The organism is Nocardioides alkalitolerans (genome assembly GCA_038184435.1).
Taxonomy (GTDB): Bacteria; Actinomycetota; Actinomycetes; order Propionibacteriales; family Nocardioidaceae; genus Nocardioides; species Nocardioides alkalitolerans_A.
In genome coordinates, this window is record CP116227.1 from 2,652,213 (window position 1) to 2,667,378 (window position 15,166).

Here is a 15,166-nt window from a genome sequence, read left to right on the forward strand (position 1 = left end):
GCGACACTTGTCCAGAGTCACCGTGATCCTTGGCACTTTCGTACATGGGGGGACCGTACCCGCTCCGACTAGCGTCCGTGCGGTGACCTCCCCCGCCGACGCCGACCTCGCGCTGAGCGGCCGCGTGGCCGCCCCGGCCCGCGAGCTGCGGGTCGCGCTGGCGGCCCGCGCCGCGGCGTACCTCGTCGACGCCGGCAGCGGTCAGCCCGTCTGTGCGCTCGTCGAGCACGACGCCGTCGTCGTGCCCGACGCGGTGCGGCTCCCGCCCGGGCTGGCCTGGGAACAGGTGCTCGCGGCCCGCACCACCCACCCGATCCTCCTCGGCGACGACGTCCTGCGCTGCGACGACGTGGTCGTCCCCGTGCGCGCCGCCACGGACAGCCGCCTGCGGATCGCCGGGGTCGACGCCGCCGACCCCGCCGCCGCGGCCCGACGCCTGACCGCGGCACGGGACCGCGTCGCGGCGCGGACCGCGGCCACCGACTCCCCCTGGCCCGCCGTGACCCACGCCTGGACCGGCGGCCACGCCACCCCGGCCGCCCTGGCCACCGACGCCCCCGGGCTGGTCGGCCGCGGCCCCGGCCTCACGCCGACCGGCGACGACCTCTGCTCCGGCGTGCTGCTCGTGCACCGGGTGCTCGGGACGCCCGGCACCGACGCCGCGGCCGCCGTCGTGCTCGACCTGGCCCGCACCCGCACCACCACGGCCTCCCGCCTGCTCCTCGCCGCCGCCGCCGAGGGGCGCGCGACCCCCGCCGCACGGCGCGTGCTCACCACCCTGCTCGCCCCCGCTCCCGGGGGCCCCGAGGTCACTGGCGCCCTCGGGGTCCTCGACCGCCACGTCGCCGCCCTGCTGGCCCTCGGCCACACGTCGGGCGCCGACCTCGCCGACGGGATCCGCGACGGCCTGCTCGCCGCCTCCGGCTCCCGCTCCCTGCTCTCCCCCGTGCCGTCCACCGAGAGGAACTGCGCATGAGCGCCACTGGTACCGACGTCCACCACGTCGAGGTCCGACGGGGGCGGTACGTCGACTCCGTCTCCCTGATGCAGGTCTCCGCGACCGTGGCGGCGACGCCCGGCGTCCACAAGGCCCAGGTCGCGATGGCGACCGAGCTCAACCTGGACGTGCTGACCGGCATGGGGTTCGAGATCCCGGCCGACGCCGGCCCGAACGACATGATCGTCGCCGTCTCCGCGGAGGGCGACGAGGCCGTCGCCGCCGCACTGGCCGTCATGGAGGACGCCGTCGCGTCCATCGGTCGCGGCGGGGGCTCCGGTGACACGTTCGGCGGCGAGCCCGCCCCGCGCACCACCCGCTGGGCGGTCGAGCGCAGCGGCGCTCCCCTCGCGGTCGTCTCCGTGCCGGGCGAGCACGCGTTCGCCGAGGCCATGGGCGCCCTCGACGCGGGCAGCTCCGTGCTCGTCTTCAGCGACAACGTGCCGCTCGAGCACGAGGTGCTCCTCAAGCGCACGGCCGCCGACCGCGGCCTGCTCGTCATGGGCCCCGACTGCGGCACGGCCATCGTCGGCGGCGTCGGCCTCGGCTTCGCCAACGTCGTGCGCCGCGGCCCGGTCGGCGTCGCCGCCGCCTCCGGCACCGGCGCCCAGCAGTTCACCAGCCTCCTGCACACCGCGGGCGTCGGCGTCTCCCACTGCCTCGGCCTGGGCGGGCGCGACCTGTCCGAGGCCGTCGGCGGCCTCTCGGCCCGCGCGGCGCTCGCCGCCCTCGACGCGGACCCCGCCACCGAGGTCATCGTCGTCGTCTCGAAGCCCCCGCACCCGGCCGTCGCGGCCGACCTGCAGGAGTACGCCGCCACGCTCGCCACCCCCGTCCACCTCGTGCTGCTCGGGGCCGGCCAGCCGACCATCACGGCCGGCGTCGAGAAGGTGCTCGCCGAGCTCGGCGTGGACCGCCCGGACTGGCCCACGTGGGGCGTGCCCGACGAGGCACCCCGGGTCAGCGGGGCCCTGCGCGGCCTCTTCGCGGGCGGCACCCTCTGCGACGAGTCCATGCTCATCGCGGCCGAGACCCTCGGCGACATCCGCTCCAACATCCCGCTGCGGCCCGAGCTGGCCCTGCCGGCCGGTCTCGAGCACGACGGCCACCTGATGATCGACTTCGGCGACGACACCCTCACCCAGGGTCGTCCCCACCCGATGATCGACCCGGGCCTGCGCCTCGCGCGGCTCGAGAAGGAGGCGGCCGACCCGGCCACCGGCGTCGTGCTCCTCGACGTGGTGCTCGGCCACGGGGCGCACGCCGACCCGGCGGGCGACCTCGCCCCGGCGGTCACCGCTGCGCGCCGTACCGCCGCCGACGCGGGCCGCGAGCTCGCCGTCGTCATCTCCCTGTGCGGCACCGACGCCGACCCGCAGGGTCTCGAGGCCCAGGCCGCCGCGCTCGCGGCGGCCGGCGCCTCCGTCTTCTCGTCCAACGCCGCGGCGACCCGCTACGCGGTCGCCCTCGTCTCCGGAGGCCAGCGATGAACACCCTCGACCTTCTCGACGGCACGCCGTCCGTCGTCGGCACCGGCGTCGCCCTCTTCTCCGACGCGCTGCGCGCCCAGGGCGTCGACGTCACCGACGTCGACTGGACCCCGCCGCCCGCCGGCACCTCCGCCGCCCTGGCCCGCGTGCTCGCCGACCCGCGCCGCGTCGAGGCGAACCGCCTCGCCGCGGAGCGCATGCTCGCCGCGGGCGCCGAGCTCGTCGACGTGCGCCTGGCCAGCGAGGCGCTCGACCTCCAGCCCGGCCACTTCCTGCACGCCGGTCCCCCGATCACCTGGGAGCGCGCCTCCGGGCCGCTCCGCGGCGCGCTCATCGGCGCGGTGCTGTTCGAGGGCCTCGCCAGCGGTCCCGAGGAGGCGGAGCGCAAGCTCGCGTCGGGGTCCTTCACGTGGGAGCCCTGCCACCACCGCGGCGCCGTCGGCCCCATGGCCGGTGTCGTGAGCCCGTCGATGTGGGTCTTCGAGCTCACCGACCCGTCCAGCGGGCGCACGTCGTGGTGCTCGCTCAACGAGGGTCTCGGCAAGGTGCTGCGGTACGGCGCCTACAGCGAGGAGGTCATCACCCGCCTCCGCTGGATGAGCGAGGTGCTCGGCCCCGCCCTGCAGAGCGGCGTGCGCCGCGCCCGCGACCGCGGCGCGGAGCTCGACATGCTGGCGATCGTCGCGCAGATGGTGCAGATGGGCGACGAGGGCCACAACCGCAACCGCGCCGGGACGCTCATGTTCATGCGCGACCTGCTCCCCGACATCCTCGAGGCCGGCGTGGACCCGCTGCGCCTGGCGGAGGTCGTGCGGTTCATCGGCGGCAACGACCACTTCGCCCTCAACCTGGTGATGCCGACCTGCAAGCTCATCACGAGCGCCGCGGCCGACATCCCGGGCTCGACCGTCGTCACCGTCATGGCCCGCAACGGCACCGACTTCGGCATCCAGGTCTCGGGCACGGGGCAGCAGTGGTTCACCGGCCCGGCGCAGACGCCGAGCGGCATGTTCCTCGGCGACTACGGCCCCGACGACGCCAACCCCGACATCGGCGACTCGGCCATCACGGAGACCGCCGGCATCGGCGGCTTCGCGATGGCGGCGGCCCCGGCCATCGTGCGGTTCATCGGCGGCGAGGTCGGCGACGCGCTGACGGCGACGCGGCTGATGTACCAGATCACCACCACCGAGAACCAGCGCCTCGGCGTGCCGATCCTCGACTTCCGCGGCACCCCCACGGGCATCGACGTCACCAAGGTGCTCGCCTCCGGCGTGCTCCCGCAGATCAACACCGGCATGGCCGGTCGCGTCGCGGGCGTCGGCCAGGTCGGCGCGGGTCTCGTGACCCCGCCGATGGAGTGCTTCGAGGGCGCCGTCCAGGCCCTGGCGGCGGCCGCGCCGACGCTCGGGTGAGCCGCGCCGGGCGCCTCGCGGTCGTCGCCGCCCTGGTGGCGGTGGCCGCGAGCACCCGGTCACCCCTGACCTCGGTGCCGCCCCTCGTGGGCGAGCTCGAGGACGCGCTCGGCCTGAGCAGCGTCGCCGTCGGACTGCTGACCGCGCTCCCCGTGCTCTGCATGGGGGTGCTGGCGCCGGCGGCGACGCTGCTCGCGGCCCGTCTCGGTCTCGAACGGGCGCTGGCCGTGGGCGCCGTCGCCATCGCCGTCGGTGTCGCGGTGCGCCCCTGGGGCCCCGCCGCCGTGCTCCTCGCCGGCACGCTCGTCGCCGGCGCGGGCATCGCGATCGTCGGCGCGCTGCTGCCCGGGGCCGTGAAGCGGCACTTCCCGCGACGACCGGGCGCGATGACCGGCGCCTACATGGCCGCGATGATGACGACGGCCGCGGTGGCCGCCGCCCTCGCCGTACCCCTCGCCGACGCCGTCGGCTGGCGCACCTCGCTGGGGATCTGGGCGGTGCCCGCGGCCGCGGCGGCCGTCTGGTGGGTCGTGCGCGCGGGCCGTCGACCGGTCCCCGTGCGCTCCGCGGCCGGTCCCGCGGCCACGGCCCGGCTGCCGTGGCGCAGCCCGGCCGCCTGGCTGGTGACGGGCTACCTCACCACCAGCTCGATCATGTTCTACGCGTTGCTCGCCTGGATCGCGCCGTCCTACACCGACCGCGGCTGGGACGAGGCCGCCGCCGGCCTCCTCCTCGCGGGCTTCAGCGCGGCGCAGCTGGCCTCCGCCCTCGCCGTACCGCTCGTCGTCGACCGTGTGCGCGACCGCCGGGGCCTGTACGCCGCGGCCGGCACCGTCAACGCCGTCGCCCTCACCGCGCTGGTCGTGGCCCCCGAGTCCGTCCCCTGGGCGATCGTGCTGCTGCTCGGCTTCGGCAACGGCGCCGCCTTCACGCTGGGACTGACGCAGCTCGTGGAGCACGCCGGCACCGCCCACGACTCGGCACGGCTCGCGGGGATGGCGTTCCTGGTGTCCTACGGCGTCGCCGCCGGCGGGCCGACGGGGATCGGGGCGCTGCACGACGCGCTCGGCTCGTGGACCGTGCCGTTCCTGCTCCTCGCGGTCGTGGCCGCCGCGCAGGTCGTGGTCGGCGCGCTGCTGGGGCCGACGCGGCGGGTGGCGGCGTAGTCCGCACGGGCCAGCCTGGTGTGGCCCGGTCTCGCCCGCTCCGCCCAGCGCTCCCCCGCCCGCACTCCCCCGGCGCGCAATGTGCGGCTGCGACAGCGCGGATCGACTCGGACGTGTCCCAGCTGCACAGTTCGCGCGGCGGCTCGGGCGCGTCCGGCGCGGACCGCCGGGAAACGCGGACGGACTCGAGCCGGCGGAGGAAAACGCGGACCCAGCCCTCGGTCGGATCGATCCAGACGGCTCCTCAGCTGCCCGCCGTCCGCGTTTTCTTCACCCGGGCCAGGCCGGGCCGGGGCTGGCCCCCGGCCGGCCCGGAAGTGTGCAGCTGGGACAACCCAGATGCCTCAGACCCTGCCCCAGCCGCACATTTCGCAAAGTCGCGGCCGAGGCCGCACCCCCCGCGCCCCACCGCAGCCTCACGCCACCCCGGGCGGGTCGGCCCGCAGCAGTCCGGCGTGGATCGGCCCCTCGAGCTCGGTCAACGGCCGCCCGGTCCCTCCGCGGTGCAGCCCCACGATCTCGGCCGCGATCGACACCGCGGTCTCCTCGGGCGTGCGCGCGCCCAGGTCGAGGCCGATGGGCGACCGCAGCCGGGCGAGCTCGGCCTCCGTGACGCCCACCTCCCGGAGCCGGTCGAGCCGGTCGCGGTGGGTACGTCGCGAGCCCATCGCCCCGACGTACGCCGCGGGGCCGCGCAGCGCGACCTCCAGGAGCGGCACGTCGAACTTGGGGTCGTGCGTCAGCACGCAGAGCACGGTGCGCTCGTCGGTCGTGGTGCCGGACAGGTAGCGGTGCGGCCAGTCGACGACGACCTCGTCGGCCTCGGGGAACCGGGCCGGCGTCGCGAAGAGGGGCCGCGCGTCGCAGACCGTCACGTGGTAGCCGAGGACCTTGCCGATCCGCACCGTCGCCCGCGCGAAGTCGATCGCGCCGAAGACGATCATCCGCGGCGTCGGGGCGAAGACCTCGACGAGCACGGTGACGTCGTCCTCGAGCAGCTCGCCGCGGGGACCGGTGCGCAGCGTGCGCGTCTCGCCGACGCTGAGCAGCGCCCGCGCCTCGGCGGCCACGACGGCGTCGAGCGAGGCGTCGCCCAGCGAGCCGGAGGTCTCCCCCTCCCACACCGCGAGCCGCGCGCCGAGCGGGGCGGGGCCGTCGACGATCGTCGCCAGCGCGACCGGTCGCTCCGCGGAGATGCTGTCCGCGACCGCCTCGAAGACCCCGAAGGTGGCGGCGTCCACCGGCGCGACGAGCACGTCGAGGATCCCGCCGCAGGTCAGGCCCACCGCGGCCGCGTCGTCGTCGGAGACCCCGAAGCGCTGGAAGACGGGTTCGCCGGAGTCGATGACGTCGCGGCCCAGCTCGTAGACCGCGCCCTCGACGCAGCCCCCCGACACCGAGCCGACGACCGTGCCGTCCGGTCCGACGGCCATGGTCGCGCCCGCCGGGCGGGGCGCGCTGCGCCAGGTGGCCGCGACCGTCCCCAGCGCGAACCGCTCCCCCGCGGCCCACCAGCCCCGGGCCGCCTCCAGCACCTCACGCACGTCGGCCTCCAGCCGTCCCGGGCCTCGTGGACCCGGCGATCTCGTCGGTCAGCGCCTCGAGCGCGGCGACGCTGTGCCCGTCGACGAAGGCGTCGACGTGCGGCAGCGCGGCCACCAGCCCGGCGGTCCGCGGCGCGAAGCCGGGACGGGCGCGGTTGGGGTTGGCCCACACGACCCGGTGGGCGAGGCGGTGCAGCTGCTCCATCTGCTCGCCGAGCAGCGTCGCGTCCCCGCGCTCCCAGCCGTCGGAGACGACGACCACGACCGCGCCCCGCGCCGTACCCCGCCGTCCCCACCGGTCGAGGAACACCGCCAGCCCCTCGCCGAGACGGGTGCCGCCGCTCCAGTCGACGACGCGGCGGGCGACCTCGTCGGCGCTGCGCTGCGGGTCGGTGGACCGGAAGGCGCGGGTCAGGCACGTCAGCCGGGTGCCGAGCGAGAAGACCTCGGCGTTCGGCTGGCTGCGCACGAGGGCGTGGGCGAAGAGCAGGTAGGTCTCAGCGTAGCGCCGCATCGACCCCGAGACGTCGAGGAGCACGACGGTACGGCGGGGACGCGGCCACCGCTGCCGGCGCGGCCAGTGCACGGGGTCGCCGCCGGTGCGGACCGCCTCGCGCACCACGCGACGCAGGTCGACGCGGCCGTGGTGACCGGGGCGGGTGCGGCGCGACCGACGGTGGGCCGGCCGGTGCGCCATCCGACCGAGCAGGTGGGCGACGAGGGCCCGGTCCTCCGCGTCGAGCGCGGCGACGTCGCGGTGGCGGAGCACCTCCAGCCGGCTCGCCGTGGGCGGCGCGCTGGCGACCTCCACGTCGCCGGCGTCCGCCTGGTCGCCGGGCACGGGGACGTCGCGGTAGGTCGGGAGGGTGACCCCGCGGCGTACGTCGCCGGCCCACTCCGCCCGGTCGAACCACAGCGCGAAGACCTCGTCGAACACCGCGAGGTCGTCGGGGCGGGAGCAGAGGGTGAGGCGCGTGGCCCAGTAGGTCGCGGCCCGGCTCGGCTCACCGGCCGCCGGCCCCGGCGTCTGCGCCAACGCCGCCAGCGCGACGACGGCCGCCCGGGCCGCACCCGCCGGGATGTCGACACCCGCACGACGGAGCGCGTCGGCGAGCCCGGTCAGCTCGGCGGTGAGGTCCGGCCCGGGGGCGGGAGCGGTGGTGGGCGCGAGGCTCACGCCGGCTCCGCGAGCAGCTCGGCGAGGTGGGCGGCGACGCGCTGCTGGTCCTCGCGGTACTTGAGCACGGCGCCCAGGGTGCGCGCCGCGGCGGCGGGCTCGACCGTCGTGGCGCCGAGGGCGTGGAGCGTGCGCGCCCAGTCGATGGACTCGGCCACACCGGGGGCCTTGAGCAGGTCCTCGTCGCGCAGCCGGGCGACGACCCGGGCCACGCCCGCGGCGAGGGCCGCGTCGGCCTCGGGCACGGAGCGCCGCACGATCGCGGTCTCCCGCTCGAGGTCGGGGTGCTCGACCCAGTGGTAGTAGCAGCGCCGCTTGAGCGCGTCGTGCACCTCGCGGGTGCGGTTGCTCGTCACGACCACGAGGGGCGGCACCTCGGCGGTGACGGTGCCGTACTCCGGGATCGTCACGGCGAAGTCGCTGAGCAGCTCGAGCAGGAACGCCTCGAACTCGTCGTCGGCGCGGTCGAGCTCGTCGACGAGCAGCACGCTCGGCGCCTCGAGCGAGCGCAGCAGCGGTCGCGGCAGGAGGAAGCGCCGGCTCCACAGGTCGTGCTCGAGCGCGTCGGCGTCGACCCCGCCGGCCGCCTCCAGCGCGCGCACGTGGAGCAGCTGGCGGGGGTGGTCCCAGTCGTAGAGCGCCGCGGAGGCGTCGATGCCCTCGTAGCACTGCAGCCGCACGAGGTCGCGGCCGAGCACCTGCGCGAGCGCCGTCGCCAGCGAGGTCTTGCCGACCCCGGGCTCGCCCTCGAGCAGGAGCGGGCGGGAGGTGCGCCAGGCGAGCCACGCGGCCGTGGCCGTGCCCTCGTCCGCGAGGTACCCCACCCGCGCGAGGTCGTCGACCAGCGCCGCCACGGACTCGGGTCCCTGCACGTGCCGCCTCCTCCTGTGGACCTCGCGGTCGACCTCCGGGTCGGCCAGGTGGACCAGCGTAGGCACGCACCGCGCCGTACGGCAGGGCGGAGGGGTGCCGAAGCACCGCCCCGCGGCTTGGCGGGTTGTGCCAACGCCCCTCCCCCTCCCCCGGGTCGCGGTGTGAGCCCGTCACTTTCCGCAGGCCGGGCACCACGACGCGGGGCGGTGCGTTGGCAGATGTAACGAAGCGAGTCGGCAACTGACGAAGAATCGCGCCTTTTACGGCCAACTTTGACGAAGCCCCGGTCACGGCCCGCGGGGTTCAATGCACTGAACGCACCAACGAACCTGGAGGCTGCATGAGCGCCACGCGTCGCATCCGCATCGGCATCGACACCGGTGGGACCTTCACCGACGTCGTCGCCGTCGACGAGGAGACCGGCGAGCTCGTCACGACCAAGACGCCCTCGACCCCGGCGAACCCCGCCGACGGTTTCCTCAACGGCATCGACAAGGTCCTCGGCCTGCTCGGCCTCGAGGGCGACGCCGTGACGGCCGTCAGCCACGGCACCACCGTGGCCACCAACAAGCTGCTCGAGGAGAAGGTCGAGAACCTCGGGTTCATCACGACCGAGGGCTACGGCCACCTCCTCGAGATCGCCCGCCAGTCCGTCCCGGACGGCTACGGCAACTCGTACTTCTGGGTCAAGCCCGACCGCATCGTGCCGGTCGACCTGGTCCGCACGGTCGGCGGCCGCCTCGCGGTCGACGGCTCCGAGGTGCGCCCGCTGGTCGAGGCCGACGTCGTCGCCGCGGCCCGCTACTTCCGCGCGCGGGGCGTCACGACCATCGGTCTGTCGTTCCTCAACTCCTACGCGAACCCCGAGCACGAGGAGGCCGCGCTGGCCATCCTCCAGCGCGAGTACCCCGAGGCGGACTACTCGCTGTCCTCGCAGGTGCTGCGGGAGTACCGCGAGTACGAGCGCAGCGTCACCACGCTCGTCGACGCGGCGGTGAAGCCCAACATCCGGGCCTACGTCAACAACATCACCGAGCGCCTCAACTCGTTCATCGCGGGCGCCGAGGGCTCCCAGGACGGCGCGGAGACCGAGCACCGCGAGGTGCCGTTCTACGTGATGAAGTCCAACGGCGGCGTGCTGTCGGCCGAGGAGGTCGTGCGCCAGCCGATCACCACGGTGCTCTCCGGCCCGGCGGCCGGCGCCCTGGGCGCCGCGGTCATCGCGCAGCGCGCGGGCTTCGACAGCGTCCTCACCTGCGACGGCGGCGGTACGTCGACGGACGTCACCGTCGTCATCGACGGCCACCCGGCGCTGACCACCGAGGGCACCGTCGGTCCGTACCCCAGCAAGATCCCCATGATCGACGTCGTCACGGTGGGTGCCGGCGGCGGCTCCATCGCGTGGATCAGCCCCGAGGGCATGCTCAAGGTCGGCCCCCAGTCGGCCGGCGCCGACCCGGGCCCGCTCTGCTACCGCAAGGGCGGCCAGGAGCCCACGATCACCGACGCCCACGTGCTGCTCGGCCGGATCCCTCCCCACCTGCTCGGTGGCGAGATCCCCCTCGACGTCGACGCCGCGCGCGCCGGCATCGAGGACATCGCGGGCAAGCTCGGCCTCGGCGTGGAGGAGGCCGCCGACGGCATCCTCGAGATCTCCGCCTGGAACCAGGCCAACGCACTGCGCCAGGTGACGGTGAAGCGGGGCCTCGACGCCCGCGACTTCCGCATGGTCACGTTCGGCGGCTCGGGCTCGCTGCTGGCCTGCCGCCTCGTCGACATCCTCGGCCTCCAGGGCGTCATCGTGCCGCTCAACCCGGGCAACACCTCCGCCTACGGCCTGCTGACCGTCGACGTGCGCAACGACTACGTACGCACGGCGATCACGAAGCACGACGACCTCGACCGCGCGAAGGTCGCGGGCCTGCTCGAGGAGCTCGCCCGCGACGCCGACGAGGCCCTGGCCCGCGAGGGCTTCGAGCCCGCCGAGCGGCAGTTCCAGCGCACGGCCGACCTGCGCTACGTCGGCCAGGCCTTCGAGGTGCGGGTGCCTGTGCCGGACGGCCCGGTGGACGACAGCCTCGTCGAGGCCGTCGCCGACGCCTTCCACGCCGAGCACCACAAGCTCTACGGCTACGACTTCCGCGGCGACGCCACCCAGCCCGTCGAGTGGGTCAACCTGCGCGTCTCCGGCATCGGCCCGATCCGCAAGCCCGAGCTGCGCGAGATCGCGGACGGCACCGGCTCCGAGGGCGCCGTCACCGGCACCCGCCGCGTCTACTTCGACCAGTGGTACGACGCACCCGTCGTCGCCCGCGCCCAGCTCGGTGCCGGCGACGTCGTGACCGGCCCGGCGATCGTGGAGGAGTTCAGCTCCACCGTCCCGCTGCACCCCGGCTTCGTCGCCGAGGTCGACCGCTTCGGCAACCTCCTCATCACCCGCAAGGAGAACCTCTCGTGACCAGCGACGTCCTCAGCAACCCCGAGACCGACACCGCGACCGTGGTGGGCGTGCGCGCCCCGGGCGGCGACGCGCCGTACCGGCTCACCGACGGCGTCGACGTCGACCCCGTCGTCGTCGAGATCGTCGAGGGCTACCTGGCCTCCGTCGAGCAGGAGGTCGAGACCTCCATCGGCCGCACCAGCCGGTCGCCGATGATCCGCGACGCCCACGACTACCGCGCGGGCATCCACGACAAGCACGCCCGCAAGCTGACGGGCCGGTCCTACTCGGCGCTCGTGCAGCCGGTCATCCGCGACTACCCGGTCGAGACGATGAAGCCGGGCGACGTCTTCTTCCACAACGACGTCTACATGTCGGAGGGCGGCATCGGCCACCTGCCCGACCTGTGCATCACGGCGCCCGTCTTCCACGACTCGGGCGACGGTCCCGAGGTCGTCGCGTTCGTGCAGGCCTTCGGCCACCACGACGACATCGGCGGCTCGGTGCCCGGCTCGATGCCGAGCACCGCGACGAGCGTGTTCGAGGAGGGCCTCATGGTCCCCCCGATCAAGCTCTGGGACGGCGGCGTGCCCAACGAGGCGGCGCTCAAGATCATGACGCGCAACTCCCGCATGCCCGACTCGCTGGCCGCGGACCTCGACGCCGAGTGCTCGGCGTGCCTGCTCGGCGCCCGTCGCCTGACGGACCTGTTCGAGCGCTACGGCCGCGACCAGGTGTTCGCCGCGTTCGACGCGATCCTCGACAAGACCACGCAGACGTTCCGCCGCGAGATCCTCTCCAAGATCCCGACGGGCACGTTCGTGTGGGAGGACTACGCGGAGCAGGACGGCGTCGACGACCCGCGCCTGCACACGCAGCGCATCACGCTGACGAAGGAGGAGACGGGCGGTCCCGACAACGGCCCCCGCCTCATCATCGACTTCACCGGCACGGCGCCGCAGGCCAAGGGTCCGATCAACCACTGCGGCGACTACGCCGACGGCTCGTTCCTCAAGAAGTGGATCGCGCCCATCCTCCGCAACCTCGCGGACACCCCGGAGCGGATGGCGGAGCTCGACGTCAACGAGGGCATCACGCCCCTCATCGAGATGCGCTTCCCGCCGAAGGGCACGCTCCTGACGCCCGAGTTCCCGGCGCCGACGAACGCCCGCACCTTCGTCATCCTGCGCCTGCTCGGCGTGCTCGCCGGCGTGGTCGCGAAGGCCGTCGACGGCAAGATGCCCGCCGACCAGGAGACCATCCGCTACACGGGTGTCTACGGCAACGACCTCGAGGGCAACCCCTACCTCATGCGTGAGGTGCTCGGCGGCGGCTCGGGCGGTCGCTACTACGCCGACGGCGAGGACACGATCCACGTCGTGCCCGACTCGCGGAACCTGCCGACCGAGTTCACGGAGTCGCGCTTCCCGTTCCGCGTCGAGAGCCTCGGCCTCGCGCTCGACTCGGGCGGTGCGGGCCAGTTCCGCGGCGGCCTGGGCTACGAGAAGCAGATCCGCATGCTCGCGGACGCGCACTTCATGTCCATCGCGGACCGCTCGATCCTGTCGTGCTGGGGCGTCAAGGGCGGCAAGGCCGGCCAGCCGTTCCGCGTGACGATCGACCCGGACGGCCCGAACGAGCGGGAGGTCGACGCCCTCGTCGACGCCGTCGAGGTGAAGGCCGGCGAGGTCATCCGCATCCGCACCACGGGTGGCGGCGGCTGGGGTGACCCGCTCGACCGCGACCCGGCCCACGTGGCGCGCGACGTGTGGTGGCGCAAGGTGTCCGTCGCGGCCGCCGAGGCCGACTACGGCGTCGTCTTCGCCGGCGAGGTGGACCCCGACGGCGTGGCGGCCCCCGAGGTCGACGTCGACGCGACCACCGCGCTGCGGGAGAAGCTGCGCTCGGAGCGCGACGCCGACGCGCCGTTCTTCGACCGCGGTCCCGGCTACGCCCGGTTGTCCGGCGGGGCCACGAGCTCGCCGTACGACTACGTCTGAGCCGATGACCGACCCCCGCCCCACCCTGCGCGTGGCGGTCACCGGCGCGTCCGGCAAGACCGGAGCCACCGTCGTGGCCGGCCTCCTCGAGGCCGGCCACGAGCCGGTGGCCCTGGTCCGTCGGCCCGAGGCCGCGGCGTCCCTGCGCGAGCAGGGCGCCGCGGCCCGCGTCGTCGACCTGGAGGCCGGTCCCGACGCGATCGCCGCCGCCCTCGCCGACGTCGACGCGGTGCACCACGTGCCGCCCAACATGCACCCGGCCGAGGACGCCCTCACCGCCGACGTCGTGGCCGCCACCGAGCGCGCCGGCGTCCGCCGCTTCGTCTTCCACTCGGTCCTGCAGCCCCACGTGCCGGCCATGCCGCACCACCTGCGCAAGGCGACCTCCGAGCTCACCGTGCGCTCCAGCTCCCTGGCCTGGACCGTGCTGCAGCCCGCCAGCTACGCCCAGAACGTGCTCCCCTTCTGGGACGCCGCGGTCGCCGGCGGCACCTACCGGGTCCCGTACGACGTCGCCCAGCCCTTCACGCCGGTCGACCTGGCCGACGTGGCGGGCGCCGTGGTGGCGGTCCTCGAGGACCCGGCCACCACGTACGGCACCTTCGAGCTCGCCGGCCCCGAGGTGCTGACCAGCGCCGACCTGGCCGCGGTGATCGCCGAGCTGTCCGGCCGGCCCGTGGTGGCCGAGCGGCAGCCGGTCGCCGACTGGCGCGCCGCCGTCGACCCCGACGGCACCCGCCCGGACGTCGACGACCTCGTCGCGATGTTCGACCACTACGACGCCCACGGGCTCGTCGGCAGCCCGCTCGCGCTCGGCGTCCTGCTGGGGCGCACCCCCACCACGGTCCGCGACGCGCTCCGCCGCGACCTCGGCCTGGCCTGAGGCGGTCGGGCCCGACCCGCTCGGGCCCGACCGCGCTCCGCCCGCCACCCGGACAGCAACGTCTGCCAACGACGGCGGCCCACCTCGGGCATCCCTCGCCGTACCCCCGCGCTCCCGCCGCGCCTAGATTCGACGCAGACGGCGAGAGCCAGATCACACGGATGGAGAACCACGTGCGCGCGCTCATCGCACTCGGCGGCAACGCCATGACAGCACCGGACGGCTCGGCCACGGTGGAGGCCCAGCGGGAGGCCATCAGCACGGCCGCCGCGCGGATCGCCGAGCTCGTCGCCACCGGCACCGACGTCGTGGTCACCCACGGCAACGGCCCCCAGGTCGGCAACCTGCTGGTGAAGAACGAGCTGACCGCCCACGTCGTCCCGATGGTCCCGCTCGACTGGTGCGGCGCCCAGACCCAGGGCACCCTCGGCTACACGCTGACGACCTGCCTGGATGCCGCGCTCGCCGCGGAGGGCATCGACCGCCGCGCCGCGGCCCTCGTCACCCGCACCGTCGTCGACGCCGACGACCCCGACTTCCTGCAGCCCAGCAAGCCGGTCGGCCGCTTCCTGCCCGAGGCCGAGGCGCAGCGCTTCGTCGCCGAGGGCCAGAACTGGCAGGACCGCGGCGAGAAGGGCTGGCGCCGCGTCGTGCCGTCGCCGCAGCCCCGCGAGATCGTCGACGCCCCCGCGGTGCTGGCGCTGGTGGAGTCCGGCTTCGTCGTGGTCGCCGCCGGCGGCGGCGGGATCCCGGTCGTGCGCGGCGAGGGTGGCGCGCTCACCGGCGTCGAGGCCGTCATCGACAAGGACCTCGGGGCAGCGCTGCTGGGCCGGCTCGTCCACGCCGACGTGCTCGTCATCGCCACCGACGTCGACAACGCCGTCATCGGCTGGGGCACCCCCGACGCCCGCCCGCTCGGCCGCGTGACCGTGGACGAGATGCGGACCATCGCCGCCGAGGGTCACTTCGCGTCCGGCAGCATGGGTCCCAAGGTCGAGGCCGCGCTCCGGTTCGCCGAGCAGGGCGGCTGCTCGATCATCACGTCGCTCGACCGCATCCGTGACGCCGTCGCCGCCGTCGCGGAGCACGTCCAGGGGACCGGCGGCACCGGGGACGGCGCCGACCTGGTCGGCACCGTCATCGTGCCGGAGCCGGCTCCCGCCACCGTCTGACCCGCACCG

Annotated in this window: 11 protein-coding genes; 8 read left to right on the forward strand and 3 right to left on the reverse strand. The window is 75.0% G+C overall.

Annotated elements, in window-relative coordinates; all coding sequences use genetic code 11:
- The first annotated feature begins 82 nt into the window (after nt 1-82).
- The 4 genes from PIR53_12645 to PIR53_12660 are packed head-to-tail and all read left to right on the forward strand — an operon-like array spanning nt 83 to nt 5,068.
- Entirely contained in the window at nt 83-976 is an 894-nt protein-coding gene (locus PIR53_12645; protein ID WZH50871.1) for a DUF2877 domain-containing protein, read from the forward strand.
- A complete protein-coding gene (locus tag PIR53_12650) occupies nt 973-2,487 on the forward strand; it encodes an FdrA family protein (protein WZH50872.1) in 1,515 nt (504 codons plus the stop codon). Before PIR53_12645 ends, PIR53_12650 begins: the two co-directional genes overlap by 4 nt.
- Nucleotides 2,484-3,902 (forward strand): DUF1116 domain-containing protein, encoded by a 1,419-nt coding sequence (locus tag PIR53_12655; GenBank protein ID WZH50873.1) that lies wholly within the window; start codon nt 2,484-2,486, stop codon nt 3,900-3,902. The genes PIR53_12650 and PIR53_12655 overlap by 4 nt, the downstream gene beginning before the upstream one ends.
- On the forward strand, nt 3,899-5,068 hold the full coding sequence (locus tag PIR53_12660; protein WZH50874.1) for an MFS transporter: 1,170 nt from the start codon (nt 3,899-3,901) through the stop codon (nt 5,066-5,068). Before PIR53_12655 ends, PIR53_12660 begins: the two co-directional genes overlap by 4 nt.
- 416 nt (nt 5,069-5,484) lie before the next feature.
- On the opposite strand, the gene PIR53_12665 is transcribed toward PIR53_12660, so the two are convergent.
- From PIR53_12665 to PIR53_12675, 3 genes are read right to left on the reverse strand one after another with little or no spacing between them, the layout of a single operon-like run.
- Complete coding sequence (locus tag PIR53_12665; GenBank protein ID WZH50875.1) at nt 5,485-6,612, reverse strand: XdhC family protein; 1,128 nt, start codon at nt 6,610-6,612, stop codon at nt 5,485-5,487.
- Complete coding sequence (locus PIR53_12670; protein ID WZH50876.1) at nt 6,605-7,789, reverse strand: VWA domain-containing protein; 1,185 nt, start codon at nt 7,787-7,789, stop codon at nt 6,605-6,607. The genes PIR53_12665 and PIR53_12670 overlap by 8 nt, the downstream gene beginning before the upstream one ends.
- Entirely contained in the window at nt 7,786-8,634 is an 849-nt protein-coding gene (locus PIR53_12675; protein WZH54448.1) for a MoxR family ATPase, read from the reverse strand. The genes PIR53_12670 and PIR53_12675 overlap by 4 nt, the downstream gene beginning before the upstream one ends.
- 368 nt (nt 8,635-9,002) lie before the next feature.
- Here PIR53_12675 and PIR53_12680 point away from each other — a divergent pair, with 368 nt between their 5' ends.
- The 4 genes from PIR53_12680 (at nt 9,003) to PIR53_12695 (ending at nt 15,157) form a co-directional block, all read left to right on the forward strand.
- Nucleotides 9,003-11,120 carry a hydantoinase/oxoprolinase family protein gene (locus tag PIR53_12680; protein ID WZH50877.1) on the forward strand — a complete coding sequence of 706 codons (2,118 nt, stop codon included), beginning with the start codon at nt 9,003-9,005 and terminating at the stop codon, nt 11,118-11,120.
- On the forward strand, nt 11,117-13,102 hold the full coding sequence (locus tag PIR53_12685; GenBank protein WZH50878.1) for a hydantoinase B/oxoprolinase family protein: 1,986 nt from the start codon (nt 11,117-11,119) through the stop codon (nt 13,100-13,102). Before PIR53_12680 ends, PIR53_12685 begins: the two co-directional genes overlap by 4 nt.
- Before the next feature lie 4 nt (nt 13,103-13,106).
- Entirely contained in the window at nt 13,107-13,985 is an 879-nt protein-coding gene (locus PIR53_12690; GenBank protein ID WZH50879.1) for an NmrA family NAD(P)-binding protein, read from the forward strand.
- Between the two features lie 173 nt (nt 13,986-14,158).
- Nucleotides 14,159-15,157, forward strand: coding sequence for a carbamate kinase (locus tag PIR53_12695; protein WZH50880.1), 999 nt, complete (start codon nt 14,159-14,161; stop codon nt 15,155-15,157).
- Nucleotides 15,158-15,166 lie beyond the last annotated feature (9 nt).